Origin of the sequence: Mesorhizobium sp. L-8-10 (genome assembly GCF_016756635.1) — a bacterium.
GTDB lineage: Bacteria > Pseudomonadota > Alphaproteobacteria > Rhizobiales > Rhizobiaceae.
Genome location: NZ_AP023263.1, coordinates 5,923,659 through 5,947,398, shown reverse-complemented (window position 1 = coordinate 5,947,398; position 23,740 = coordinate 5,923,659). Strand labels below are relative to the sequence as shown.

Below are 23,740 nucleotides of genomic sequence, written 5' to 3'. Positions count from 1 at the left end.
TCAGTCAGGTCGTGTTCTCGGAAATGACGATGTTGAACGGGAGGGCCTCGGGCCGCGACAACTCGGTTCCCATCGTCTGCACGGTACTGACGGCTTCGTCGACCAGTTGCCGCGTAAATTCGCGCACTGGCGTCGCGATGACCATTGAGACGGTTCCCGCGAGAAGCGCCTGGCGCGAGCTTGGAGTGATCTCGTTGACGACGAGCGACACCGTTCTCTCCCGACCCCTTGCCGTCAGGGCCTCCAGCGCGCCCTCGAAGCCGCCGCTGGCGACGTAGACGCCGACCAGATCGTCGTTTCTATCCAGTAGCTGTCCCACGGCCTGCCTCACGGCGTCGGAAGACTCGGCGACAGCGGCCGTGTCAACGATCGCGAAGTGGGGGCAGCGTTCCCGCATATAGGACCGGAAACCCAACTCCCGCATTTCCTGGGCGCTAAAGTGGTAAGCGCCCGTGACCAGAGCCACCCGTCCCGGGCGCAGGGCCGTATGGGCAATTCCCCAGGCCGCCGTCCGCCCGGCCTGCCGGTTGTTGACGCCGATATAGGCGTGGCGGAAATCGACCGCGAAGTCCGACAGAATGGAAAATGTGAACACCTTCCGCTGACGCAGGCCGAGGATGGTATCGCGCAACTCCGCACTGTCCGGAGCCATCATCGCGATCGCGTCGCAATGGCCGCCCATTTCGCGGGCGAGCCTGACCGCCTCTGCTGGTGAATTGTCCGAGTGATAATAGAAGGCGAGTTCCACCTCGGCAGTCGAATGGCGTGCCGCGGCCGCCCGCAGGTCGGCTTCGATCTGCTGATAAAAGGCGTGGTGCCGCCGGCGGATGGCAATGCCAAGACGCATATGCTGGCGCGGCGCCGGCGCGCGCGCTCTCAGGATCGGTAGCCCGTGATAGCCGAGCGCACGGGCGGCGTCGTAGACCTGCTGCGCGCGCTTGCCGCTGACCGGCGCCCTTCCGTTCAGCACCCTGTCGACCGTGGCGAGGCTCACTCCGGCAGCCTTTGCCACGTCCGAGAGAGTTATCCGCTGCGACCCGGGTTCCTCAGTGATGACAGTTTCTTTCATTGAATGATGATTTTGAGGGAAAATATCAAGACGAGTTGAATCCGGCAAGCTGCTTCGCGATTGTCGCACAACCAATCGTGACGGGAGGAGACGATGCCAGGCGAACCGCTACGCGACTACAGCCTCGCAGGACCGAGTTCACGCGCAGCCGTCGCGGCGGGCCTGGCCGCTGCCGAATGGTACCACACCGAGATTCCACGCAGGGAAATGAAGGCGCTGATGCAGCGCAGCGACGGACCCGCCATCAGGGACACGCTGCTGTGGTTCGCGCTTCTGGCGGCGAGTGCTGCCGGCGGCGTCCATTTCGACGGCTCGTGGCTCGCGCTGCCCTTCTTCGCTCTGTATGGCGTGCTCTACGGTTCGGCGTCGGACTCACGCTGGCACGAATGCGGCCACGGCACCGCCTTCCGGACATTCTGGATGAACGACATGGTGTATCAGCTTGCCAGCTTCATGGTCATGCGCGAGTCCGAGGTGACCCGCTGGAGCCACGCCAGACACCACACAGACACACTGATCGTCGGGCGCGATCCTGAGATCGCCGTCAAGCGGCCACCAAACCTGCCGCTGATCCTGCTGAGCTTCCTGGCCGTGGGCGGCGTCTGCAACTCGATCGTTTCGATGGTTCGCCACAGCCTCGGTCGGCTGACCGGGGAGGAGCGCGATTTCATCCCCGAGGCCGCGCGGGCCAAAGTGTTCACGACCGCGCGCGTCTGGCTGGTGATACATCTCGGCACCGTCGCGCTTTCGCTGCTGCTGCGGAGCTGGATACCCGTCCTGCTGATCGGCGTGTTGCCCACCATGTACGGCGCCTGGCTGGCGCGGCTCTTCGACCTTACCCAGCACGCCGGATTGGCCGAGGACGTACTCGACCACCGCCTCAACTCGCGCACAGTGATGATGAATCCGCTGTTCCGCTTCGTCTACTGGAACATGAACTACCACGTCGAGCACCACATGTTCCCGATGGTGCCGTATCATGCGCTGCCCCGGCTGCACGAGATGATGAAGCACGATACGCCGGTACCATATCCGAGCCTCTGGGCGGCCTATCGCGAAATTGTCCCTACGGTCTTCAGGCAGGCTCGCGATCCCTACCATCATGTGGAGCGCATACTGCCCCCAACGGCGAAGCCCTATCGCCATGAGCTTCATGACCTCGCGGTCATGCCGCAGCCCGTTCAATGAGAACCGAAGCTTCGGAGGAGGAAGTCATGGCTGATCACGACTGGATTGATGTCTGCAGTGTGGACGACGTCGACGAGGAAGACGTCGTCCGCTTCGACCATCAGGGAAAGACCTATGCCATCTACCATGCTCCCGGCGGCCGGTTCTTCGCAACGGACGGTCTGTGCACGCACGAGCAGGTCTCTCTAGCCGACGGGCTGGTGATGGACCACGTGATCGAATGTCCCAAACACAATGGCAGGTTCGACTACCGGTCCGGGCAGGCGCTGAGCGGCCCGGTGTGCAGGAATCTCGGCGTCTATGCCGTCAGGCTCGACGGCGGACGGGTCCAGATCGCGGTCGCTTGAGATGCGGGCGCGAGGAATGGTCATCGTCGGTGCCGGCGAGGCCGGCTGCGCGGCCGCGCTCGGCTTGCGCGCCAATGGCTACGGCGGTCCGGTCGCGCTGATCGGAGAGGAAGCTCAAGCGCCCTACGAGAGGCCGCCGCTCTCCAAGCCGCCGACGAACGGCGGCGCGATCGAACCGAAACCAATCGTTACCCCGTCGGGACTGGCTTCGGCGGGGATAACATTCCTGGAATCCACCCGTGTGGCGTCGATCGACCGCAGCGCGCAGACCGTTGCGGTAGGTGATGGCGGCATCTTCGCCTATGACAAGCTGCTGCTGGCGACCGGCGCGAGCCCACGCCGCCTGAATGGGTTGCCGACACATGAGCGCATCATGACCGTGCGTACGCTGGACGATGCTCGCCGGTTTTGCCGTGCCGTACGCCCGGGAGTCAGGCTCGCCATGGTCGGCGCCGGCTTCATCGGTCTCGAACTGGCCGCGTTCGCGCGGCAACGCGGCGCGGAGGTCGTCGTGCTGGAGGCGCAAGAGCGTGTGCTCAAGCGCGGCGTACCGGCACCCATCGCGGCGATCATTGCCGCACGTCATTCGGCCGAGGGCGTGCGTATCATGGCCAACGCGCGCATCGTCGAAGCGAGCCTCGGACCATCGCAGGTGGCGATCCGGCTGGGAACGGGCGAAACGCTTCTGGCCGACCACGTGGTCGTCGGTGTCGGCGCCTCGCCGAACGACGGGCTGGCGCGCGCAAGCGGTCTTGCGTGTGATGACGGGATCGTGGTGGACGGCAGCCTTGCCACTCTTGATCCGCACATTTTTGCCGCTGGCGATTGCTGCCGTTTTCCGGTCGCTCTCTATTGCGGCCGCCATGCGAGGCTGGAAAGTTGGCGCAGTGCGAGGGAACAGGGCGAGCATGCCGCTTCGGCCATGCTGGGCGATCCCGCGCCATTCGATGCTGTTCCATGGTTCTGGTCGGATCAGTATGAGCTTGGGCTGCAGGTGGTGGGCCTGGCGGAATTGTCGGCAGGCTCCGTCGAGCGCAAGCTGCGCGACGATGGGCTCATCGTGTTCGATCAGGCAGCGGATGGCCGTCTGCTCGCTGCCAGTGCAATCGGCCCGGGCACATCGGCCGCCAGGGAAATCAAGGTTGCCGAGCAGCTCATCAGAAGCCGCCGGGGCATCGATCCCGCACTGCTTGCCGACGGCGGCGTCAGCCTGAAATCGCTGTTGCGACCGGAGGCAATCGCGGGAGCTGCGTCGTGACAGCCAAGAAAACGACGATCGCCGATCTGCGGGCGCTCAAAGGCAAACGCCAGCTCATCATGTTGCGCGTCGAGAGCATCGAGGAAGCGGCAGCGGCCGAGCAGGCCGGAATCGACATGATTTCAGTGCCGCCACATCTTCTGAAGCATCCGCAGTTCCGGGAGGCGGTACCCACGGTCTTCTGCGTGGTAAGCCTGAGCTACGGCGTCTATCTAACGCCGAAAGACTATCTTCGGGGTGCCTTCGAGGCTCGCCGGGCCGGTGCCGACGCGGTCTATTGCGCAGCCAGCATGCGTGTCGTCAGGCGCCTCGCCGAAGAGCGGATTCCGGTCTGCGGCCATGTCGGGATGATCCCTTCGCAGATCAGCTGGACAGGAGGCTTCAGGGCTGTCGGCAAGACCGTCGAGACAGCGATGGAGGTCTGGCAGCGTGTCCGCGACCTCGAAAAGGCCGGCGCGGTCATGGCCGAGATCGAGGTGGTGCCCGAGGACGTGGCGGCCGAGATTTCGAGGCGCACCTCGCTCGTGCTGATATCCATGGGTGCGGGGGCAGGTTGCGACGGCCAGTATTTGTTCGCGACAGACGTACTTGGGGCGCACAGGGGCCACTATCCACGTCACTCCAAGACCTACCGCAATTTCGTCGCCGAATTTGACCGGCTTCAATCCGAGCGTATCAGTGCCTTTCGCGAGTTCGCGGATGACGTCGCCACCGGGGTCTACCCGGCCGCGGGACACGTTGTTTCCGTGAATGGCCAAGTGCTTGCGGAATTCATCAGAAGGCTCGACCAAGCCTGACCGAGACAGTCGCGAGGTGGCCTGACCCGATGGGCGTCGAAGGAGCGCACGGTAATCGATTGGCCGACCGCTGCCCGGTGGGGCGCGCTGCGCCGCGATACAAGTGATGGACGCATATCGCCTGGCTTATAATGTGCCTGAGGCAGCGCCTTACCGCTTCGGCGGGATGGAATAAGTTCCGGTGGCATGCGCGACCGTCTGCCGGTCGGGGCCCGCGACGATGTCGATGTCGAAGACCATCAGGCTCCTGCCGAGCTTCAGGATACGGCAGTGACCGTCGATCGGGCCGGCCTCGGCCTTGCGCACGAAATTGATGTTGAGGTTCGTCGTCACCGACAGCGCGTCGGGACCGGCATGGGTGAGCACGCAGACATAGCCGCCGATGTCGGCCAGCGTGAACAGGGACGGGCCCGACACCGTGCCGCCCGGCCTCAAGTGCCTGTCGTCGGCGTTGAGCCGCACCGTGCAGCCGCCCGGGAACACGTCGACCGCGTGATAGAATTCGAACTGCTCGTTGAGTTGGGGATAGACCTTCCTCAGGAGGTCGTTCACTTCATCCGCCGTCATCAGCGGCTCGAGCCTGGCCTGTGCTGGCATTCCTGCTTCCTGTCCTTGGGGCCGGGACGGCGTCCCAGAGTCTTCCGTTTCCGTAAACGGAAGCCAGAAGACACATTTCGGTGCTGTTCTTCAACCCAGCGCGTGATAGTTCTTTGGCCGAAAAGTCCTATATGAAGGCCGAATGGAGTCGCCGCCATGGCGGAAGTCGTCGCGTTGAAACGCAATCACGAGCAGGGGCCGGTGCATGCCGCGCTCGACGGCGGCATTCTTCGCCTCACGCTCATGAACCCGCCGGCCAATGCGCTTTCGCTCGCCTTCATGGAGGCGCTGCAGGCCGAGCTCGACGCGGCCCGCGACGACAAGGCCGTGCGCGTCGTCGTGATCTCCGCCCCGGGCAAAGTGTTCTCCGCCGGCCACGACCTGAAGGAACTGACCGCGCACCGGACTGATCCGGACCGGGGGAGGGCGTTCTTCGAACTCACCATGGGGCGCTGCGCGGCCCTGATGCAGTCCATCGTGCGGCTGCCCAAGCCTGTCATCGCCGAGGTCGACGGTGTCGCGACTGCGGCAGGCTGCCAGCTTGTGGCGAGCTGCGATCTCGCCATCGCGTCGGACCAGGCCACATTCGCTACCCCTGGCGTCAATATCGGGCTGTTCTGTTCGACGCCGATGGTGGCGCTGTCACGCAATGTTTCGCGCAAGCATGCCATGGAGATGCTGCTGACCGGCGAGACGATCGACGCCGGCACGGCGCGCGAATTCGGGCTCGTCAATCGCGTGGTGCCGCGCGAATATTTGACTCAGGTCGTGACGAAATACGCGCAAACCATTGTTTCCAAATCACCCCTGACGCTGAAGATCGGCAAGGAGGCGTTCTACCGGCAAGCCGAGATGGGCCTCTCGGAAGCCTATGACTACACCGCGCGGGTGATGGTGGAGAACATGCTGGCCCGCGACGCCGAGGAGGGCATCGGCGCCTTCATCGGCAAGCGCAAGCCGGAGTGGACAGGCGAATGACATTCCGTCTCGCCGCGCCTGGCCGGTGATCCGCCCAGTCGGTTAGAGGACGGCGACTTCCGCGACACCGATCATTTCCGCATGATAATTTCTGCGGCGACCCCGCTGGCTTTCTGGCCGAGGCGCTGTATGAGGACGAGGCATGAACCACGATCGCTACGACAACGACTACATTTCCGGCATCCTGAACTCCGTGCGCACCGTTGCTGTCGTCGGCGCCTCGGCCAATGACGTTCGGCCGAGCTTCTTCGTGACCAAATATCTGGTCGACAAGGGGTTTGTCGTCTACCCGATCAATCCCGGGCAGGCGGGCAAGGAGATCGCCGGCAGGCCGACCTATGCCCGACTGGCGGACGTGCCCGAGCCTGTCGACATGGTCGACATCTTCCGCGCATCCGATGCCGTGCCGCCGATCGTCGGCGAGGCGCTGGCGCTCGACCCGCTGCCGAAGGTGATCTGGATGCAACTCACGGTGCGCCACGATGCGGCCGCCGCCAAAGCGGAAGCGGCCGGCATCAAGGTGGTGATGGATCGCTGCCCCAAAATCGAATACGGGCGCCTCTCCGGCGAGATCGGCTGGAACGGCGTCAATAGCCGCGTGATCTCGTCCAAGAAGCCGATCATGCGGCAGGGCTTCCAGAGCTTCGGCGTCAGGGGGAGATAGGGGAGCGAATAGCGAGTAGCGAATAGGGGCGTCGGGAACGGCGCTCCATTTCCTTCGCCCTACTCGCTATTCGCTATTCGCTCATTTTTTCAGCAATTTCTTCTTTGCATTCGCCGGCTTGGTCAGCCAAGAATGCGCCGGTTTTTCAGGTGTCTCAGGGAGATGGACATGTCGCAACGCGCCCCAGGCTTCAACACGCTCGCCGTTCATGCCGGTGCCAAGCCGGATCCGGCGACAGGCGCGCGCGCCGTTCCGATCTACCAGACCACGTCCTATGTTTTCGACGACGCCGACCATGCCGCTTCGCTGTTCGGGTTGAAGGCCTTCGGCAACATCTACACCCGCATCATGAACCCGACGCAGGCCGTGCTCGAAGAGCGTGTCGCCGCCCTCGAAGGCGGCACGGCCGGTCTCGCGACCGCCTCGGGTCATGCGGCGCAGCTCCTGGTGTTCCACAACCTTATGCGGCCAGGCGACAATTTCGTCGCCGCCAGAAAGCTTTACGGCGGTTCGATCAACCAGTTCGGCCATGCCTTCAAGAATTTCGGCTGGGAGGTGCGCTGGGCCGAGCCGGAGAACATCTCGAGCTTCGAGGCCCAGATCGACGAGCGCACCCGCGCCATCTTCATCGAGAGCCTGGCCAATCCCGGCGGCGAGTTCGTCGATATCGAGGCGATCGCCAACATCGCCCGCAAGCACGGCCTGCCGCTCATCGTCGACAACACGCTGGCAACGCCCTACCTGCTGCGGCCGATCGAGCACGGGGCCGACGTCGTGGTCCACTCGCTCACCAAATTCATCGGCGGCCATGGCAATTCGATCGGCGGCCTGATCGTCGATGGCGGCACCTTCGACTGGTCGAAGTCGGGCAACTATCCGATGCTCTCGGAGCCGCGCCCCGAATATGGCGGCATCGTGCTGCACGAGACCTTCGGCAATTTCGCCTTCGCCATCGCCGCGCGCGTTCTGGGACTACGCGATTTCGGCCCGGCAATCTCGCCCTTCAACGCCTTCCTGATCCTCACTGGACTGGAGACCCTGCCGCTGCGCATGCAGCGTCATTCCGACAATGCCCGCAACGTCGCCGAATATCTGCAGAAGCACCCGAAAGTGGCCTGGGTCTCCTATGCCGGCCTGCCGGGTGACAAGAACCATACGCTGCAGCAGCGCTATTCGCCGCTCGGCGCCGGGGCGGTGTTCACCTTCGGCCTGAAGGGCGGCTACGATGCCGGCGTGAAATTCGTCGAGGCGCTGGAGCTTTTCTCGCATCTGGCCAATATCGGCGACACCAAGTCGCTGGTGATCCACCCGGCTTCGACCACGCATCGCCAGCTCTCGGACGAGCAGAAGACGGCGGCCGGCGCCGGGCCGGAAGTGGTGCGGCTTTCGATCGGCATCGAGGACGTGGCCGACATCACCGCCGATCTCGAACAAGCGCTGGCGAAGATCTGAACTGGCGAAGATTGGGCCGGCGTGGCATGGATGGCCGACAAAAGGGAGCCTTCCATGCCGTCATCGCGCTTCGCCTCCATCGATATCTCGGCGGTCGAGCCCGAGGCCGGCGAGCCGGCGGCCGGGCGGCTGATCTCTGGCGATCCGAAGTTCAGGACATGGAACGTCGAGGAGGTCGAAGGCGGCCTCTATGCCGGCGTCTGGGAATCCACGCCCGGCAAATGGCGCATCGAATATGACGAGTGGGAGTTCTGCCACATCCTCGCCGGCGTCTCGGTGATCGCCGAGCAGGGCGGCGAGGCGCGCACCGTGAAGGCCGGCGACAGCTTCGTGCTGCGGCCGGGCTTCAAGGGAAGCTTGGAAGTGCTTGAAACAACTCGCAAGGAATATGTCATCCTGCTTGCGCCATCCGGCTGAGCGGCGGGATCGCCATCCGCAAATGGCGCTTGTTGGCGCATCGGTCCGAAGCTTGCGCTCAATTCTCGGAAGGCGCGACGCGCGTCGATACGAAATGGTGGAGCGTCGTCCCTTGCACGTCCGAATGGGCGCGCGGGCGCTCTATGCGGTGGTCTGCCGCCCGCTCGTCGGCACGGCCTCTCCTTGGGCGGGCGTGAACGCGAGCCGCCGAATACGCGCGACCTCCACGAACGCCGCCAAGCCGAGCGCTGCGACAACGACGAACAGAAGCAGGGCGGACGCAGCCCCGAAATGATCGCTGGCGACCGCAAACGTAAAAGGCGCCATCGCTGCGAGAAATTGCCGGACGCGCGCCATTCGACCGAGCCGCTCGCCGTAAGAAGCGCTTCCGAACAGCGCGAGGGGAAGCGTTCCCTGCACGATGCTCTTCAGGCCCGATCCGAAACCCAGGAGAATCGCAAATATGGCGGCGCCTGCGACCATCGGCGCGGTTCCGATGACGATCAGCGCCGCTGCCGGCAGCATCGAGGCCGCCACTATGGTGATGAAGAGCGGATGGCGCCGCACGCCGAAGATCATGTTCACGAAGCGGACGAGGACCTGAGCCGGGCCGAACAAGGCGGAGACCAGCAAAGCAGACGCCCCGAGCCCAAGGGCCTGAAGCATCGGGACCATCTGCGCAAGCACGGCCGACAACAGGAACCCGGAGAGCGCAAAACCCGCCGTTACGAGGATGAGTGCGCGAGGCTGCAGTCGCACAGGCAGCTCCGGCCCATCCAACAGAGGCGAAGACGATGGCATGCCCACCGTCGTTCGACCGGCTCGCGCCGCCGACAGGACCAGATGAAACGGAAAGCAGATCAGGGCGTTTGCGCTTGCGAAGAGCAGAAGCACGCCGCGCCAGTCCAGAAGGCCGTGAAGCCAGGTCGTCAGCGGCCAGAACAGGGTCGAAGCGAAGCCCGCGATGAGCGTGAGATGCGTGATGCGTTTTCGCGCGCCCGCTCCAGCCGTCTGCACGATCGCGGCGAAGGCCGCATCGTAGAGGACGAGGGTCGAGGCAATCTCGATCGCGATCAGACCCAGGGTGAACGCGATCGGGTTCGGTGCAATGGCCGTCAATGCCAGTGCGACGGCCGACGCGATTGACCCAATCGCCATGACGAGGGCTGCGCCGTGGCTGTCGACATATCGTCCGACAGCAGGTGCGACCAGGCCGCCGAACAGCAAGGCGACCGAAAACGCGCCGTACACCCACGAGACGGGCCAATGGAACTCGCCGGCCATGTCTCCCGCCAGAATGGCGAAGCTGTAATAGAGCGTGCCATAGCCGATGATCTGGGTGGCGCCGAGCATCCAGACGACGGCCGTTGGCGGCAGATGGATCGATCCGACCCGGTGAAACATCAAGCAACCTCGCCTGCGGGTGCGACATTCTTGCCGGAACCGCAGCAACCCGATGCTTCCACCTTTGCCGGCATATTGGGCCACTCGCCGCAGCCGCAGCCATCCAAGCCGAGATTCCTGGCGGTCTCATCCGCCGCGCAGCATGCATCGGCCCTGGTCGTTGCCGGGCCTCCACAGCAACCGGCCTTCTCGTTCTCGGGATCCGGAAACTGCGTCACGCAGACGGCCGTCTCCGGCAAAACGAGCTGGACATTCTCGGCGGCTTCCGTGTCGCCGGCGAGGGCAGCCGCGATCGAACGGACCTGCTCGTACCCGGTGAGGAGAAGGAACGTCGGTGCCCGACCGTAGCTCTTGATGCCTGCCGTGAAGAACCCCTTTTCGGGATGCGCCAACTCCCGAAAACCGTGGGGTGGAACCGACCCGCAATAGTGCTCGTTCGGGTCGATCAACGGTCCAAGAGCCCTGGCGCTTTCCAGCCAGGGATCGAGGTCGAGCCGCAGCTCGCGCGTCAGGGACAGGTCAGGACGCTGCCCGGTCGCGGCAATGATCCGGTCGACCGGTCCGATGATCCGCCTTCCCTCAGCCGTGTCCCCTTCGACGACAAGCCGGCCGTTGTCTTCACGCAGGGCGAGGATGGAAAAGCCCGTCGTCAGCCGGACGCGACCGCTCTCGACGAGTTCCCGCGTGGCGTCACCAAGTTCGCCTCTTGCCGGCAATTGGTCGGCGTCGCCCCCGCCGTAGATGCGAATGAGATTGGTGCTGCGCGTGACCCAAAAGAAGCGGGTGTCGGGCTCAACCCTGGCGAGACGCGAAAGGTCGAGCAGCGAATTTGCCGCCGAGTGGCCGGCTCCGACGACCAGCGTCGTCCGGCCTGCATAGTCGCTACGGTGCCGCCCCAGCACGTCGGGAATGCCGTAGGCGATCCGGTCCGCGAATTCCGCCTCGCCGTCGGCCGGAATGCCGCTTGAACCAAGCGGATTGGGGGTAGCCCAGGTGCCTGATGCATCGATGACGGCACGGACGCGTTCGCGACGTGTGCCGCCGGCGGCCCTGATCGACAGAACGAAGGGGCGTTCGTCCCGGCTGCGACTGACCACCTTGTCCAGCCCCAGGCGGGAGATTGCCTCCACGCGTGCTCCCGTCTCGACGATCCCGGCGAATTCGGGTGTTCGGGCGAGGGGCGCGAGGTACTCGCCGACGATCTCGTTTGCGGTGGGAAACGCATCGGCTGCAGGCATCCGCCAGCCATGCGGCTCGAGCAGGCCGATCGCAGCCGCATCGACGCAATAGCGCCACGGTGTGAAGACCCTGACATGGCCCCAATCGCGCATGTTCCAGGCAATGGAACTCCCGGCTTCATACACTCTTGCCGGAAGGTTCCGCGTGATGAGATGTGCCGCCGCGGCCAATCCGACCGGTCCGGCACCGATCACCGCGATAGGAAGCGAGTCAGAAGATGTCGTTGGCATATTCCATCCTTCCAGAAACATAGAAATAGAAGGCCAAAAAAAGAGCGCCTAGGCGGCCGCTTCTTCACTGCCGATGCACTGTGAGTCCAGGCAGCACTCATCCACGAGGAACCCCACGAGACCGTTCATGGCAACATAGTTGGCGCGGCAGATGAGGGTGGTGGCCTGTCGTTCCTGCGTCACCAGTCCCGTCGAGATCAGGCGATGCAGGTGATGGGAGAGCGTCGACGCTGCGATGCCTATCCGGTCCTGGAGCTGGCCGACCGGGAGGCCCTCTTCGCCTGCACGAACCAGTGCCCGATACACCCTTAGCCGGGTCGGATTGCCGAGCGCCTCCAGCTGTGTTGCCGCTTCTTCGAGTTTCATAGAAATAGCTTCGGCGCATTTTCCGGCACTGTCAACGGCTATTTCGATGTTTGTCGAAATATGGCGCGTTGAGGACGCCGGGATAAGCGGAGGTCAGGTTGCCTCCTTCAGCCTCACACGTGCCTCGAGTTTCGCGGCATCCTCCTTTCTTTCGCTGTAGCGGTCGGTGAGATAGCCGGAAATGTCCCGTGTCAGCAGGGTGAACTTCATGAGCTCTTCCATGACGTCGACCACACGGTCGTAAAAGGAAGACGGCTTCATGCGGCCCGCTTCGTCGAACTCCTGATATGCCTTCGCCACGCTGGACTGGTTCGGAATGGTGATCATCCGCATCCAGCGGCCGAGAATCCGCATCTGGTTCACCGCATTGAAGGATTGGGAGCCTCCCGAAACCTGCATCAACGCAAGTGTCCGCCCCTGGGTTGGACGGATTGCGCCGCCGGGCAGGGGAATCCAGTCGATCTGCGACTTCATGACGGCGCTCATGGCGCCGTGACGTTCCGGACTGGTCCAGACCTGACCCTCGGACCAAAGCATGGCCTCGCGCAACTCCTGCACCTTGGGGTGTTCTGGCGATCCGTCATCGGGCAAAGGCAGGCCATTCGCATGATAGACGCGGGTTTCGGCCCCCAGCGCATCAAGCAGGCGCTGCGCCTCCAGGGTGAGAAAGCGGCTGTAGGAACGCTGGCGCAAGGAGCCATAAAGAAGAAGTATGCGAGGCTTGTGCGTCGAGAGCGGAACACGCAGGGACGACGGATCGGGAAGGCGCAGGAGTTGCTCGACAATATTGGGAAGGTCAGGCAACGCGATTTCCTTCGGCATCGATCACGAGCTCGCCATCCTCCTTGGCGAACGGACCTTTCTGGGGGAGCGGGAGAATGTCGAGCACGACCTCTGACGGGCGGCTGAGCCGGACACCCCAGGGGGTCACCACGAACGGACGATTGATCAATATGGGATGCTCGAGCATGGCATCGAGCAGATCTTCGTCGGTGAGCGTCGGGTCGTCGAGGCCAAGGTCTGCATAGGGCGTTCCCTTTTCCCTGATCGCATCCCTGACGGTGAGGCCCGCCTCGGCGATCAACTCCGCGAGAGCGATCCGGCTCGGCGGTGTCTTCAGATATTCGATGACCTTCGGTTCGACGCCGGCGTTGCGAATGAGCGCCAGCGTATTGCGGGACGTTCCGCATTCGGGGTTGTGGTAGATGGTGACGTCGGTCATGCGATCCTCTGGGCTTCTTCAGCGCGGACCGCGGGCCCGCGTTCGTACCAATCCTTGCTGCGGTTCACGATCCATACGACCGACAGCATCACGGGAACTTCGACCAGCACGCCGACGACGGTGGCAAGGGCTGCGCCCGAGCTGAAGCCGAACAGGCTGATGGCGGCCGCCACGGCGAGCTCGAAGAAGTTCGATGCGCCGATCAGTGCGGAGGGGCCGGCGACGCAGTGCTTCTCGCCCGAGAGCCGGTTGAGCAGGTAGGCGAGGCCCGAGTTGAAGTAGACCTGGATCAGGATCGGAACGGCCAGCAGCGCAATGATCATGGGTTGCGAGATGATCTGTTCGCCCTGGAAGCCGAACAGCAAGACAAGCGTCGCAAGCAAGGCCACAAGGGACAGCGGTTGCAGCATACGCAGAAGTCCCTGGAGTGCTGCCTCTCCACCTTTCGCCAAGCGGCTCCGGCGTACGAGCTGGGCGATGATGACGGGAATGACGATGTAGAGGACGACCGACAGGACAAGCGTATCCCAGGGAACCGTGATCGCCGACAGGCCAAGCAGCAGACCGACGATCGGTGCAAAGGCGACCACCATGATGGCGTCGTTGAGGGCAACCTGCGACAGGGTGAAATGTGGTTCGCCCCTGGTCAGGTTCGACCACACGAAGACCATGGCCGTGCATGGTGCGGCAGCCAGGATGATCAGACCCGCTATGTAGGAGTCGATCTGATCCGCGGGCAGATAGGGCCGGAAGAGCCAGCCGATGAAGAGCCATCCGAGCAGGGCCATCGAGAACGGCTTGACCGCCCAGTTGATGAAGAGCGTCACCCCGATGCCGCGCCAATGCTGGCTCACTTCGCGGAGCGCCGCGAAGTCGATCTTGAGCAGCATCGGAATGATCATCAGCCAGATCAGGACCGCGACGGGGATATTGACCCTGGCGATCTCGGCGGAGCCAATGACGTGGAACAGGCCCGGCAGCATGTGTCCGAGGGCGACGCCTGCGACAATGCACAACGCGACCCATAAGGTCAGATAGCGTTCGAATGTCGACATGGTTCAGGCAACGTCCGTGGTCTTGGAGGTTGTGCCGTCGAGACGACCGATTGCCTTCAAGTGATGATCGAGCGCCATGCGATCGATGGAGGCATGCGGCAGGCTGAGGAAGGCCATGATCCGGTTCTTCATGAACCTGGCAGCCGTGCTGAAGGCGCGTTCCTTCTCGATGTCGGTGCCCTCGACATTGGAAGGGTCTTCGATACCCCAATGCGCCGTCATAGGCTGGCCGGGCCAGACCGGGCAGGCTTCGCCGGCGGCGTCGTCGCAGACTGTGAAGACGAAATCCATTTCGGGCGCCCCCGGCACCGCGAATTCATCCCATGATTTGGAGCGGTAGCCGTCGGTGGGATAATCGAGCGCCGCCAGGACTTTCAGGGCGAAGGGGTTGACCGAACCCTTTGGCGTGCTGCCGGCGGAATACGCGTTGAATCGGCCCGCCCCCTCCTTGCGCAGGATACCCTCCGCCAGAATCGAGCGCGCGGAATTGCCCGTGCAAAGGAACAGAACGTTGTAGATGCGGTCAGTCATGGGCGACCTCCTCGAGGGCAGGATGGTTGGGTGGGCAACATGGGGACAGGTCGGCGATCAGCGGCTCGCATATCTCGGGCCGCCCACCGCAACAGTCCTTGAGCAGGTAGCCGGCAAGCGCCCGGACCGCATCGAGACGGGCCCGATAGACGATCGATCGGCTTTGCCGTTCGGCCTCGATCAATCCGGCGCGCGCCAGCACCGCAAGATGTGTCGACATCGTGTTGTGAGGCACCGCCATGTGCCGTGCAATGTCACCCGCCGGCAGGCCATGCGGCTCATGCCCGATGAGCAGCCGGAAAACATCGAGCCGCGTCGATTGCGCCAGCGCGGCGAAGGCAAGGATCGCTTGTTCTTTTTCCATGTGTCGAGACTAGTCGACATATGGACTCAAAGCAAGAGACATCGGGGGCATGCCTCCCCAAGCTTCGGGCGCCGGGTCCGGACGGATGGAGCCGCACGATATGCGATGCCGCGACGTTGCTCAGCGCGGAGACGTCAAGGCTGCACGACAAGCTGCTCCAGCCCATGGAAGTGGTAGGTGTCGCGGTAGCGCGGCTGCTCGGCCAGACGAAGCCCGGGCAAGCGGTCGAACAGTACCTTCAGGCCCGTCTGCAGCTCCAGTCGGGCGAGCGGCGCGCCGATACAGAAGTGAATCCCGGCGCCGAAGGAGACGTTCTTTCCGCCGGTCCTGGCTGGGTCGAAGCTGTCGGGGGCGGAGAATGCCAGCGGGTCGCGGTTGGCCATCCCAAGGAGCAGGCCGACCTGATCGCCCGGCTTCAGTACGATGCCGTCGCCGATTTCGATCTCGCCATAGGCGTAACGCGTGAACATGTGCAGCGGTGCGTCGAAGCGCAGGCATTCCTCGACCGTCGCTTCGGTGACCTCAGTGGATGCGAACAGGCGGCGTGGGTCGCCGCCCCGCATCAGGATCGTGCGAACGGCATTGCCGGTCTGGTGGACGGTCGCCTCATGGCCGGCATTCAGCAGCAGGATGGTCGAGGAGACGAGTTCGTCCTCGGTCAGCTTCTGGCCGTCCTCCTGCGCCGAGATGAGCAGAGACAGGAGGTCGTCTCCCGGCTGCCGCCGGCGTTCGGCCACGTAGGAGCGCAGGAAATCCGAAAACTCGCGTGCCGCCCGGTTGGCGGTCTCCTCGGTCTCGCGCGTGCGGCCATGCATGTACATGGCGACCATCCTGTGGGACCAGTCGAGCAGTTGCTGGCCCATCTCCACCGGCACACCCAGCATTTCGGCGATGATGGTGATCGGCAAGGGCGCGGCGAAAGCCGGCAGTAGATTGACCTCGTCGGCGCGCTCGAAACCGTCGATCAGCTCGTTGGCGAGCTTCTCCACGCGCGGACGAAGGCGTTCGACCTGACGGGAGACGAAGGCGCGATTGACGAGCGTCCTCAAACGCGTGTGGACCGGCGGTTCCAGCTCCAGCATCGAATTCGCTTCGATCGCGTCGAAATCCACAAGATGCAGCCGGTCGCCGGAGACACCCTGGCTGTCGGCGGCACCGGCCGGCTTCTCGCGACCGAAGCGGCGGTCGCGCAGCAGCCGGTTCACGTCGTCGTGGCCGCCCAGGCACCAGAAGCCGAAATCTTCCCAGTAGAAGCTGCGGGCGGCCTGGTGAAGCCAGCGATAGGCCTCGTAAGGGTCCTGGACGAAATCCTGGTCGTGGGGGTCGAGTCCGACGCGGCGGGTCTCTGCGTCGAATGAGAGATAGCGAGGCTGGATCATGGCCGCTCTCTAGCCCGGCTTGCCCACGTTTTTCCAGACCGTATGTTGACGCGCCTGACAATGGGTCATCTGGTCAAGGAGTTCGAGGCATGAGGATTGCGATCGTCGGCGCGGGCATCGCCGGACTGTCCACGGCCTGGTCGCTGGTCAAGCGCGGCCATCAGGTCACCGTGATCGAACAGGGGCCGATCCCCAATCCGCTCGCCGCCTCCGGCGATCACCATCGCATCATCCGGCGGGCCTACGGGACGGCGGCCGGCTATGGCAGGCTGATCACCGAGGCCTACGAGGCCTGGGACGCGATGTGGGCCGATCTCGGCGCCTGCCGTCTCGATCCACGCGGTTTCCTGTGCATCTCGCGCGAGGCGGGCGACGAGGCCGAGCAGTATCGCGACGGGCTCGCGGCGGGAGCCTATCCGTTCGAGCTTTTCGAACCCGCCGAGGCGGCCTTGCGCTGGCCGTTTCTCGAGCCCGGCACCTTTCGCTATGCCCTCTTCTCGCCCGAGGGAGGGGCGCTGCATTCCCGGCGGATCGCGGCCGGCCTCGCCGTCTGGCTGAAGGAGAAGGGGGCATTCCTCTATGAAAACAGCAGGGTTGTCGACATCGATGCCGATGCTGGACATGTCGGGCTCGCAGACGGGTCGAGCATCGAGGCGGACCGCATCGTGGTGGCCGCCGGCGCCTGGGTGCTGAAGCTCTTTCCACAGCTCGCCGGCACGCTGAAGACCTGGCGCACGGCTCTCGCCTATGCCGAGCCGCCGGCGGACCTGCGCAAGGCCTGGGAAAGGGCGCCGGTCGTCCTCGACGTCGGCGGGCGTACCGACGGCTACATGATCCCGCCGAGCGGCGGGGCGGGGCTCAAATTCGGGACCGGGCTGCACAAGGTGCCGACAAGCGACGCGGACTGGAACAGGCTTCCGGTCGAAGGGGAGGGCGAGGCGATCCGCGACCTGTTCCAGCCGCCGATCGCGCGCGTGCGCGAATACCGCATCACCGACGTTGTGACCTGCGCCTACACCTTCACCGACGACGAGCGCTTCTTCGGCACCGAAATCGGGAAGTGCCTCGTGATCTCGGCCTGTTCGGGCCACGGCTACAAATTCGGGGCGGCGGTCGGGCGTCGCGTGGCCACGGCCGTGGAGGACGGCGATGTCGCCGGTCTCGTCCGATGGTTGCGCGCCGAGGCGGCATGACCCCCCAGGCTTCGCCGCGCCAAAAGCGCAGGCCAGGCAGGTTCGGGTGGCCGTGTCCACGATTCACCTGCCAGTTGCTCTATTTGCCGCAGGTTCCCGTCGGAAGACCGCAGGACACTTTTCGGAGACCTGCCCGGGCGGCATCAGAGGCGCCGGCCTTGCGCAGGACGGATGCGACGTCCTATCTAACAAGCGAGCAATTCAAGTCGATTCCTGCCTGCTGCGCCGGAATCCGGGCAAAGGGACATTTCATGAAGCACCCCGTCGAAACCTACATGAACCTCGTGCCGATGGTGGTCGAGCAGACCAATCGCGGCGAGCGTGCCTTCGACATCTTCTCGCGGCTTCTCAAGGAACGCATCATCTTCATCACCGGGCCGGTCGAGGACGGCATGGCGACGCTGGTGTGCGCGCAACTCCTGTTCCTCGAGGCCGAGAACCCCAAGAAGGAAATCTCGCTCTACATCAATTCGCCCGGCGGCGTTGTGACCTCGGGCATGGCGATCTACGACACCATGCAGTTCATCAAGCCGCCGGTCTCGACGCTTTGCGTCGGCCAGGCCGCCTCGATGGGATCGCTGCTCCTGTGCGCCGGCGAGAAGGACATGCGCTTCGCCACGCCCAACGCCCGCATCATGGTGCACCAGCCTTCCGGCGGCTTCCAGGGCCAGGCCTCCGACATCGAGCGGCACGCCCAGGACATCATAAAGATGAAGCGCCGCCTGAATGAGGTTTACGTCAAACATACCGGGCGGGATTACGAGACAATCGAACGCACCCTCGACCGTGACCATTTCATGACGGCCGACGAAGCGAAGGATTTCGGCATCATCGACAAGGTCTATTCGTCGCGCGAAGCCATAGAAGCGGCGGTGTCCGCGGCGTGACGGCGCAGAGATTTGCGGCGGGAATGACGCTTTTTTGAGAGCGCTTGCGGCATTTCCGTCACAATTTGCTGTTCCCTCGACGATTGCCTCGGCCTACGTTAAGCCTATGTTGAGTTTCGACGGCTTAGCGTGATGCTGGGGCAGCCGCAAATCATTTGCCGCGATTTCTGGATTGTGCTTGGTACGGAAATGCGCAGCGAGTGCCAGCTCTGGCGCCGGCGGGCTTTCCGCCAAGGAATTGCTATGTCATCCGTCGAGGCGAACGGGTGGCAGGGAAAGGACTAGAACAAGATGAGCAAGGTCAGCAACAGCGGCGGCGACTCCAAGAACACGCTCTACTGCTCCTTCTGCGGCAAGAGCCAGCATGAGGTGCGCAAGCTCATCGCCGGGCCGACGGTCTTCATCTGCGATGAATGCGTCGAGCTGTGCATGGACATCATCCGCGAGGAGAACAAGACCTCGATGGTGAAGTCCCGCGAGGGAGTGCCGACGCCGCAGGAAATCCTGAAGGTCCTGGACGACTACGTGATCGGCCAGCCCTACGCCAAGCGCGTGCTGTCGGTGGCCGTGCACAACCACTACAAGCGCCTGGCCCATGCCGGGAAGAACAACGACGTCGAACTGGCGAAGTCGAACATCCTGCTCATCGGTCCGACCGGTTGCGGCAAGACGCTGCTCGCCCAGACGCTCGCCCGCATCATCGACGTTCCCTTCACCATGGCCGATGCGACGACGCTGACCGAGGCGGGGTATGTCGGCGAGGACGTCGAGAACATCATCCTCAAGCTCCTGCAGGCCGCCGACTACAATGTCGAGCGGGCTCAGCGCGGCATCGTCTATATCGACGAGATCGACAAGATCTCGCGCAAGTCGGACAATCCGTCGATCACTCGCGACGTTTCGGGCGAGGGCGTCCAGCAGGCGCTCTTGAAGATCATGGAAGGCACGGTCGCTTCGGTTCCGCCGCAGGGCGGGCGCAAGCATCCGCAGCAGGAGTTTCTGCAGGTCGACACCGCCAACATCCTGTTCATCTGCGGCGGCGCCTTCGCCGGCCTCGACCGGATCATCTCCGACAGGGGCCGCAAGACCTCGATCGGCTTCGGCGCCACGGTCGCCTCGCCTGAGGACCGCCGCACGGGCGAGCTTTTCCGCCAGGTTGAGCCGGAAGACCTCCTGAAGTTCGGCCTCATTCCGGAATTCGTCGGCCGTCTGCCTGTCCTGGCGACGCTGGAGGACCTCGACGAGGCCGCGCTGATCCAGATCCTCACCGAGCCGAAGAATGCCCTGGTGAAACAGTACCAGCGCCTGTTCGAGATGGAGAATGTCGACCTGACCTTCCACGAGAATGCCCTGTCGGCGATCGCCAAGCGCGCGATCGAGCGCAAGACCGGGGCCCGCGGCCTCCGCTCGATCATGGAGGCGATCCTGCTCGACACCATGTTCGAGCTTCCGGCCCTGGAAGGGGTGCAGGAAGTGGTGATCTCGGAAGAGGTCGTCTCGGGCAATGCCCGTCCGCTCTATATCTATGCCGAGAAGGAAAAGGGCAGCGTCAGCGCCTGAGGTCGAGCGAGTAGCGAATAGGGAGTAGCGAATAGGGTTCGCTGCTCCCTTCATGCTTTAAGTGGCTTAACTACGCCTTGGTCTCCTTGCCCTATTCGCCATTTCCTATTCGCTATTCGCTCCCCTTGATCTTTGCCGCCTCAGCATCCACCTAACGCATGAGGTTGGGGCTGAACTCCGTGCTTAAATCTCCGCGTCACAATGAGCGATAGGCGGAAGGGTTCGCGACCGCTAATATGAGATTCGCGGCTGGCCAACGTGCGACCGCGAAATGAAAGGTAAGACAATGGCCAAGATATCCCGGTCTTCCAGCGACGGTGTGTTTGCGGTTCTGCCGCTGCGCGACATCGTCGTATTCCCGCACATGATCGTGCCGCTCTTCGTCGGCCGTGAGAAATCGATCAAGGCACTGGAAGAGGTGATGGGCGCCGAGAAGCAGATTCTGCTCGCGACCCAGATGAATGCCGCCGACGACGATCCGGAGCCGGGTTCGATCTACGACATCGGCACGCTCGCCAATGTCCTGCAACTCCTGAAGCTGCCTGACGGCACAGTGAAGGTGCTGGTCGAGGGCACCGCGCGCGCCAAGATCGCCGCCTTCACCGATCGCGTCGATTTCCACGAGGCCAAGGCTGCCGTTCTCGTCGAGCCCGGAGAGGAAGAGGTCGAGATCGAGGCGCTGGCGCGCTCGGTGGTCTCCGACTTCGAGAACTATGTGAAGCTCAACAAGAAGATTTCGCCCGAGGTGGTCGGCGCGGCCAGCCAGATCGAAGACTATTCCAAACTCGCCGATACGGTCGCCTCGCATCTGGCGATCAAGATCACCGAGAAGCAGGAAATGCTCGCCACGCTCTCCGTCAAGGAGCGGCTGGAGAAGGCGATGGGCTTCATGGAAGCCGAGATCTCCGTGCTCCAAGTGGAGAAGCGCATCCGCTCGCGCGTCAAGCGCCAGATGGAGAAGACGCAGCGCGAATACTACCTCAACGAGCAGATGAAGGCGATCCAGAAGGAGCTCGGCGAGGGCGAGGACGGCCGCGACGAGGCCGCCGAGATCGAAGAGCGCATCAAGAAGACCAGGCTGACCAAGGAGGCCCGCGACAAGGCGGAAGCCGAACTGAAGAAGCTCAAGACCATGTCGCCGATGTCGGCCGAGGCCACGGTGGTGCGCAATTATCTCGACTGGCTGCTGTCGATTCCGTGGGGCAAGAACTCCAAGGTCAAGCAGGATCTGGATTTCGCCCAGAACGTGCTCGATACCGACCACTACGGCCTCGACAAGGTCAAGGATCGCATCGTCGAGTATCTCGCCGTGCAAAGCCGCCAGAAAAAGCTGAAGGGGCCGATCCTTTGCCTCGTCGGCCCTCCCGGCGTCGGCAAGACCTCGCTCGGCAAATCGATTGCCAAGGCAACCGGTCGCGAGTTCATCCGCATGGCGCTGGGTGGCGTGCGTGACGAGGCCGAGATCCGCGGTCACCGCCGCACCTATATCGGCTCGATGCCCGGCAAGGTCATCCAGTCGATGAAGAAAGCGAAGAAGTCCAACCCGCTCTTCCTGCTCGACGAGATCGACAAGATGGGCATGGATTTCCGCGGCGATCCGTCGTCGGCCCTGCTCGAGGTGCTGGACCCGGAACAGAACTCGACGTTCATGGACCACTATCTGGAGGTCGAATACGACCTTTCGAGCGTGATGTTCGTGACGACGGCGAATACGCTGAACATTCCGCCCCCCCTGATGGACCGGATGGAGATCATCCGTATCGCCGGCTACACCGAGGACGAGAAGGTCGAGATCGCCAAGCGGCACCTGCTGCCCAAGGCGGTACGCGACCATGCCCTGCAGCCGAAGGAATTCTCGGTGAGCGAACCGGCGCTGCGGGGGGTCATCCAGACCTATACTCGCGAGGCGGGCGTGCGCAGCCTGGAACGCGAACTGATGAAGCTCGCCAGAAAGGCCGTGACCGAGATCCTGCGGACCAAGAAGAAGTCGGTGAAGATCACGCCCGAAAATCTGTCGGACTATCTCGGCGTGCCGCGCTATCGCTTCGGCCAGGTCGAGGCGGACGATCAGGTCGGCGTTGTGACCGGGCTTGCCTGGACCGAGGTCGGCGGCGAATTGCTGACGATCGAGGGCGTCATGATGCCCGGCAAGGGCCGCATGACGGTGACCGGCAACCTGAAGGACGTGATGAAGGAATCGATCTCGGCCGCGGCCTCCTATGTCCGCAGCAGGGCCATCGATTTCGGCATCGAGCCGCCGCTGTTCGACAAGCGCGACATCCATGTCCACGTTCCGGAGGGCGCGACCCCGAAGGACGGCCCCTCGGCCGGCGTGGCCATGGCGACGGCGATCGTCTCGGTGCTGACCGGCATTCCGGTGCGGGCCGACGTGGCGATGACCGGCGAGATCACGCTGCGTGGACGCGTGCTGCCGATTGGCGGCCTCAAGGAGAAGCTGCTCGCTGCCCTGCGCGGTGGCATCAAGAAGGTGCTGATCCCCGAGGACAATGCCAAGGACCTGGCCGAGATCCCCGACAATGTGAAGAGCGGGATGGAGATCATCCCGGTTTCCAGGGTCGGCGAGGTGCTTCGCCACGCGCTGGTACGCATGCCGGAGGCGATCGAATGGGTCGAGCCGGCGGACGCTCCGGCGGCCAAGCCGGAGGCCGGCGACGAGGCGGGCGCGCAGAGCTTCGCCCACTGATTGTCGCGTTCTGCACCGACCAAGACCTGAAGCCGGGCCCCAGCGCCCGGCTTTTCTGTGAAAAAGCCCGGAATTCCGGGAAATTTCTGGCTCCGGGCCGGTTTTCCAGCTTGGTTGCCGCAACACTTCTTTCTAGAGTTCGTTTCCTGCCGGTTGAGTCGATTGTCCCGGTATTCTCATGGAAGGGAAGTTTTATGAACAAGAACGAACTCGTCTCCGCCGTTGCCGAGACCGCGAAGCTTTCCAAGAGCGACGCACAGGCAGCGGTTGATGCGGTTTTCTCCGTCATCACCAGCGAACTGAAGGGCGGTGGGGATGTCCGCCTCGTCGGTTTCGGAAATTTCAGCGTGTCGAAGCGGGCGGCTTCGACCGGCCGTAATCCGCAGACCGGCGCCGAAGTGCAGATTCCTGCCCGCACCGTCCCGAAGTTCTCGGCCGGCAAGGGCCTCAAGGACGCTGTCAACTGAGCAGCTTCCCTCAGGGACAGTTCGAAAAGCCGGGCCCCGTGCCCGGCTTTTCTATTGTGCGCCATGCCTGGCGCTGTCTTGATCGTTGTGGTGACGGTCGCGGCTGCTTGGAGCCTTTCGCGGCCAAGGAAGCCTGCTTGCCTTGTGGCGAAGGCATCCGATGTTTGTTCGCTTCACGGGGCTCGTTCCGGCACTTGATGCCTGATCTCGGGCGCCGCCGGCATCATTCTGGCGGGATGGGCTTCATAGCTTCTGTCGGTCTGACGGTAGGGCAGCCGCAATCGGCGCACTCCGCCGTGGTCTGGCTATTCGGCATGGCGTCGGGCATCTTGATGGCGCTACCGGTGCTGTTGCTGACGACGCTTGCTGCGC

At 63.6% G+C, this 23,740-nt stretch carries 24 protein-coding genes; 13 read left to right on the top strand and 11 right to left on the bottom strand.

The annotated features are described in order from the left end of the window. Window positions 1–4 precede the first annotated feature (4 nt). Window positions 5–1,117 carry a LacI family DNA-binding transcriptional regulator gene (locus JN280_RS27835; protein WP_202307130.1) on the bottom strand — a complete coding sequence of 371 codons (1,113 nt, stop codon included), beginning with the start codon at window positions 1,115–1,117 and terminating at the stop codon, window positions 5–7. Between the two features lie 45 nt (window positions 1,118–1,162). On the opposite strand from JN280_RS27835, the gene JN280_RS27830 reads away from it, so the two are divergent. Genes JN280_RS27830 through JN280_RS27815 form a run of 4 tightly spaced genes read left to right on the top strand, consistent with a single transcriptional unit; the run spans window position 1,163 to window position 4,659 of the window. Beyond that, window positions 1,163–2,257, top strand: a complete 1,095-nt coding sequence (locus tag JN280_RS27830) for a fatty acid desaturase family protein (RefSeq protein WP_202307129.1) — start codon at window positions 1,163–1,165, stop codon at window positions 2,255–2,257. A 26-nt stretch (window positions 2,258–2,283) separates the two neighbouring features. Beyond that, a complete protein-coding gene (locus JN280_RS27825) occupies window positions 2,284–2,604 on the top strand; it encodes a MocE family 2Fe-2S type ferredoxin (protein WP_202307128.1) in 321 nt (106 codons plus the stop codon). Window positions 2,605–2,620: 16 nt separating this feature from the next. Continuing rightward, a complete protein-coding gene (locus tag JN280_RS27820; protein ID WP_202307127.1) occupies window positions 2,621–3,862 on the top strand; it encodes an NAD(P)/FAD-dependent oxidoreductase in 1,242 nt (413 codons plus the stop codon). Next, entirely contained in the window at window positions 3,859–4,659 is an 801-nt protein-coding gene (locus tag JN280_RS27815; RefSeq protein WP_202307126.1) for a 3-methyl-2-oxobutanoate hydroxymethyltransferase, read from the top strand. Before JN280_RS27820 ends, JN280_RS27815 begins: the two co-directional genes overlap by 4 nt. Before the next feature lie 150 nt (window positions 4,660–4,809). Here the strand turns inward: JN280_RS27815 and JN280_RS27810 are convergent, their stop codons facing one another. Next, the gene (locus tag JN280_RS27810) at window positions 4,810–5,256 is read right to left on the bottom strand and encodes a PaaI family thioesterase (RefSeq protein WP_202307124.1); all 447 of its coding nucleotides are present in this window, start codon (window positions 5,254–5,256) and stop codon (window positions 4,810–4,812) included. 156 nt (window positions 5,257–5,412) lie between these two features. Here JN280_RS27810 and JN280_RS27805 point away from each other — a divergent pair, with 156 nt between their 5' ends. The 4 genes from JN280_RS27805 to JN280_RS27790 all read left to right on the top strand — a co-directional run bounded on the left by JN280_RS27805 (window position 5,413) and on the right by JN280_RS27790 (window position 8,767). Next, complete coding sequence (locus JN280_RS27805) at window positions 5,413–6,234, top strand: enoyl-CoA hydratase (RefSeq protein ID WP_202307121.1); 822 nt, start codon at window positions 5,413–5,415, stop codon at window positions 6,232–6,234. 142 nt (window positions 6,235–6,376) lie between these two features. Continuing rightward, entirely contained in the window at window positions 6,377–6,898 is a 522-nt protein-coding gene (locus JN280_RS27800; protein WP_202307119.1) for a CoA-binding protein, read from the top strand. Window positions 6,899–7,066: 168 nt separating this feature from the next. Next, a complete protein-coding gene (locus JN280_RS27795; protein WP_202307117.1) occupies window positions 7,067–8,350 on the top strand; it encodes an O-acetylhomoserine aminocarboxypropyltransferase in 1,284 nt (427 codons plus the stop codon). A 54-nt stretch (window positions 8,351–8,404) separates the two neighbouring features. Continuing rightward, the gene (locus JN280_RS27790; RefSeq protein WP_202307116.1) at window positions 8,405–8,767 is read left to right on the top strand and encodes a cupin domain-containing protein; all 363 of its coding nucleotides are present in this window, start codon (window positions 8,405–8,407) and stop codon (window positions 8,765–8,767) included. Between the two features lie 141 nt (window positions 8,768–8,908). On the opposite strand, the gene arsK is transcribed toward JN280_RS27790, so the two are convergent. The 9 genes from arsK to JN280_RS27745 all read right to left on the bottom strand — a co-directional run bounded on the left by arsK (window position 8,909) and on the right by JN280_RS27745 (window position 16,557). Next, a complete protein-coding gene (gene arsK / locus JN280_RS27785) occupies window positions 8,909–10,171 on the bottom strand; it encodes an arsenite efflux MFS transporter ArsK (protein WP_202307115.1) in 1,263 nt (420 codons plus the stop codon). Then, window positions 10,171–11,640, bottom strand: coding sequence for a flavoprotein (locus JN280_RS27780; protein WP_244742171.1), 1,470 nt, complete (start codon window positions 11,638–11,640; stop codon window positions 10,171–10,173). The genes arsK and JN280_RS27780 overlap by 1 nt, the downstream gene beginning before the upstream one ends. 48 nt (window positions 11,641–11,688) lie before the next feature. Further along, a complete protein-coding gene (locus JN280_RS27775; protein WP_202307114.1) occupies window positions 11,689–12,006 on the bottom strand; it encodes an ArsR/SmtB family transcription factor in 318 nt (105 codons plus the stop codon). A gap of 93 nt (window positions 12,007–12,099) precedes the next feature. Continuing rightward, window positions 12,100–12,828 (bottom strand): arsenical resistance protein ArsH, encoded by a 729-nt coding sequence (gene arsH, locus JN280_RS27770; RefSeq protein ID WP_202307113.1) that lies wholly within the window; start codon window positions 12,826–12,828, stop codon window positions 12,100–12,102. Next, the gene (gene arsC / locus JN280_RS27765) at window positions 12,803–13,228 is read right to left on the bottom strand and encodes an arsenate reductase (glutaredoxin) (protein ID WP_202307112.1); all 426 of its coding nucleotides are present in this window, start codon (window positions 13,226–13,228) and stop codon (window positions 12,803–12,805) included. The genes arsH and arsC overlap by 26 nt, the downstream gene beginning before the upstream one ends. Then, on the bottom strand, window positions 13,225–14,283 hold the full coding sequence (gene arsB / locus JN280_RS27760) for an ACR3 family arsenite efflux transporter (protein ID WP_202307111.1): 1,059 nt from the start codon (window positions 14,281–14,283) through the stop codon (window positions 13,225–13,227). Before arsB ends, arsC begins: the two co-directional genes overlap by 4 nt. A 3-nt stretch (window positions 14,284–14,286) precedes the next feature. Continuing rightward, on the bottom strand, window positions 14,287–14,814 hold the full coding sequence (locus JN280_RS27755) for an arsenate reductase ArsC (protein ID WP_202307110.1): 528 nt from the start codon (window positions 14,812–14,814) through the stop codon (window positions 14,287–14,289). Continuing rightward, window positions 14,807–15,178 (bottom strand): ArsR/SmtB family transcription factor, encoded by a 372-nt coding sequence (locus JN280_RS27750; RefSeq protein WP_202307109.1) that lies wholly within the window; start codon window positions 15,176–15,178, stop codon window positions 14,807–14,809. Before JN280_RS27750 ends, JN280_RS27755 begins: the two co-directional genes overlap by 8 nt. A gap of 134 nt (window positions 15,179–15,312) precedes the next feature. Further along, the gene (locus JN280_RS27745) at window positions 15,313–16,557 is read right to left on the bottom strand and encodes a cytochrome P450 (RefSeq protein WP_202307107.1); all 1,245 of its coding nucleotides are present in this window, start codon (window positions 16,555–16,557) and stop codon (window positions 15,313–15,315) included. A gap of 89 nt (window positions 16,558–16,646) precedes the next feature. On the opposite strand from JN280_RS27745, the gene JN280_RS27740 reads away from it, so the two are divergent. From JN280_RS27740 to JN280_RS27720, 5 genes are all read left to right on the top strand, one after another. Next, window positions 16,647–17,750: an NAD(P)/FAD-dependent oxidoreductase gene (locus JN280_RS27740; protein ID WP_202307105.1), complete on the top strand. Its 1,104-nt coding sequence runs from the start codon at window positions 16,647–16,649 to the stop codon at window positions 17,748–17,750. Window positions 17,751–18,001: 251 nt separating this feature from the next. Beyond that, the gene (locus JN280_RS27735) at window positions 18,002–18,637 is read left to right on the top strand and encodes an ATP-dependent Clp protease proteolytic subunit (RefSeq protein WP_202307103.1); all 636 of its coding nucleotides are present in this window, start codon (window positions 18,002–18,004) and stop codon (window positions 18,635–18,637) included. 291 nt (window positions 18,638–18,928) lie between these two features. Continuing rightward, window positions 18,929–20,197, top strand: coding sequence for an ATP-dependent Clp protease ATP-binding subunit ClpX (gene clpX, locus JN280_RS27730; protein WP_202307101.1), 1,269 nt, complete (start codon window positions 18,929–18,931; stop codon window positions 20,195–20,197). Between the two features lie 286 nt (window positions 20,198–20,483). Beyond that, complete coding sequence (lon, locus tag JN280_RS27725; protein WP_202307098.1) at window positions 20,484–22,901, top strand: endopeptidase La; 2,418 nt, start codon at window positions 20,484–20,486, stop codon at window positions 22,899–22,901. Window positions 22,902–23,095: 194 nt separating this feature from the next. After that, window positions 23,096–23,368, top strand: a complete 273-nt coding sequence (locus tag JN280_RS27720) for an HU family DNA-binding protein (RefSeq protein WP_202307096.1) — start codon at window positions 23,096–23,098, stop codon at window positions 23,366–23,368. Window positions 23,369–23,740 lie beyond the last annotated feature (372 nt).

Bases quoted from the DNA above. Each gene is read 5' to 3' on its own strand.
- JN280_RS27830 (WP_202307129.1), top strand. From the start codon at position 1,163: ATGCCAGGCGAACCGCTACGCGACTACAGCCTCGCAGGACCGAGTTCA.
- JN280_RS27825 (WP_202307128.1), top strand. From the start codon at position 2,284: ATGGCTGATCACGACTGGATTGATGTCTGCAGTGTGGACGACGTCGAC.
- JN280_RS27820 (WP_202307127.1), top strand. From the start codon at position 2,621: ATGGTCATCGTCGGTGCCGGCGAGGCCGGCTGCGCGGCCGCGCTCGGC.
- JN280_RS27810 (WP_202307124.1), bottom strand. From the start codon at position 5,256: ATGCCAGCACAGGCCAGGCTCGAGCCGCTGATGACGGCGGATGAAGTG.
- JN280_RS27805 (WP_202307121.1), top strand. From the start codon at position 5,413: ATGGCGGAAGTCGTCGCGTTGAAACGCAATCACGAGCAGGGGCCGGTG.
- JN280_RS27800 (WP_202307119.1), top strand. From the start codon at position 6,377: ATGAACCACGATCGCTACGACAACGACTACATTTCCGGCATCCTGAAC.
- JN280_RS27795 (WP_202307117.1), top strand. From the start codon at position 7,067: ATGTCGCAACGCGCCCCAGGCTTCAACACGCTCGCCGTTCATGCCGGT.
- JN280_RS27790 (WP_202307116.1), top strand. From the start codon at position 8,405: ATGCCGTCATCGCGCTTCGCCTCCATCGATATCTCGGCGGTCGAGCCC.
- arsK (WP_202307115.1), bottom strand. From the start codon at position 10,171: ATGTTTCACCGGGTCGGATCGATCCATCTGCCGCCAACGGCCGTCGTC.
- JN280_RS27780 (WP_244742171.1), bottom strand. From the start codon at position 11,640: ATGCCAACGACATCTTCTGACTCGCTTCCTATCGCGGTGATCGGTGCC.
- JN280_RS27775 (WP_202307114.1), bottom strand. From the start codon at position 12,006: ATGAAACTCGAAGAAGCGGCAACACAGCTGGAGGCGCTCGGCAATCCG.
- arsH (WP_202307113.1), bottom strand. From the start codon at position 12,828: ATGCCGAAGGAAATCGCGTTGCCTGACCTTCCCAATATTGTCGAGCAA.
- arsC (WP_202307112.1), bottom strand. From the start codon at position 13,228: ATGACCGACGTCACCATCTACCACAACCCCGAATGCGGAACGTCCCGC.
- arsB (WP_202307111.1), bottom strand. From the start codon at position 14,283: ATGTCGACATTCGAACGCTATCTGACCTTATGGGTCGCGTTGTGCATT.
- JN280_RS27755 (WP_202307110.1), bottom strand. From the start codon at position 14,814: ATGACTGACCGCATCTACAACGTTCTGTTCCTTTGCACGGGCAATTCC.
- JN280_RS27750 (WP_202307109.1), bottom strand. From the start codon at position 15,178: ATGGAAAAAGAACAAGCGATCCTTGCCTTCGCCGCGCTGGCGCAATCG.
- JN280_RS27745 (WP_202307107.1), bottom strand. From the start codon at position 16,557: ATGATCCAGCCTCGCTATCTCTCATTCGACGCAGAGACCCGCCGCGTC.
- JN280_RS27740 (WP_202307105.1), top strand. From the start codon at position 16,647: ATGAGGATTGCGATCGTCGGCGCGGGCATCGCCGGACTGTCCACGGCC.
- JN280_RS27735 (WP_202307103.1), top strand. From the start codon at position 18,002: ATGAAGCACCCCGTCGAAACCTACATGAACCTCGTGCCGATGGTGGTC.
- clpX (WP_202307101.1), top strand. From the start codon at position 18,929: ATGAGCAAGGTCAGCAACAGCGGCGGCGACTCCAAGAACACGCTCTAC.
- lon (WP_202307098.1), top strand. From the start codon at position 20,484: ATGGCCAAGATATCCCGGTCTTCCAGCGACGGTGTGTTTGCGGTTCTG.
- JN280_RS27720 (WP_202307096.1), top strand. From the start codon at position 23,096: ATGAACAAGAACGAACTCGTCTCCGCCGTTGCCGAGACCGCGAAGCTT.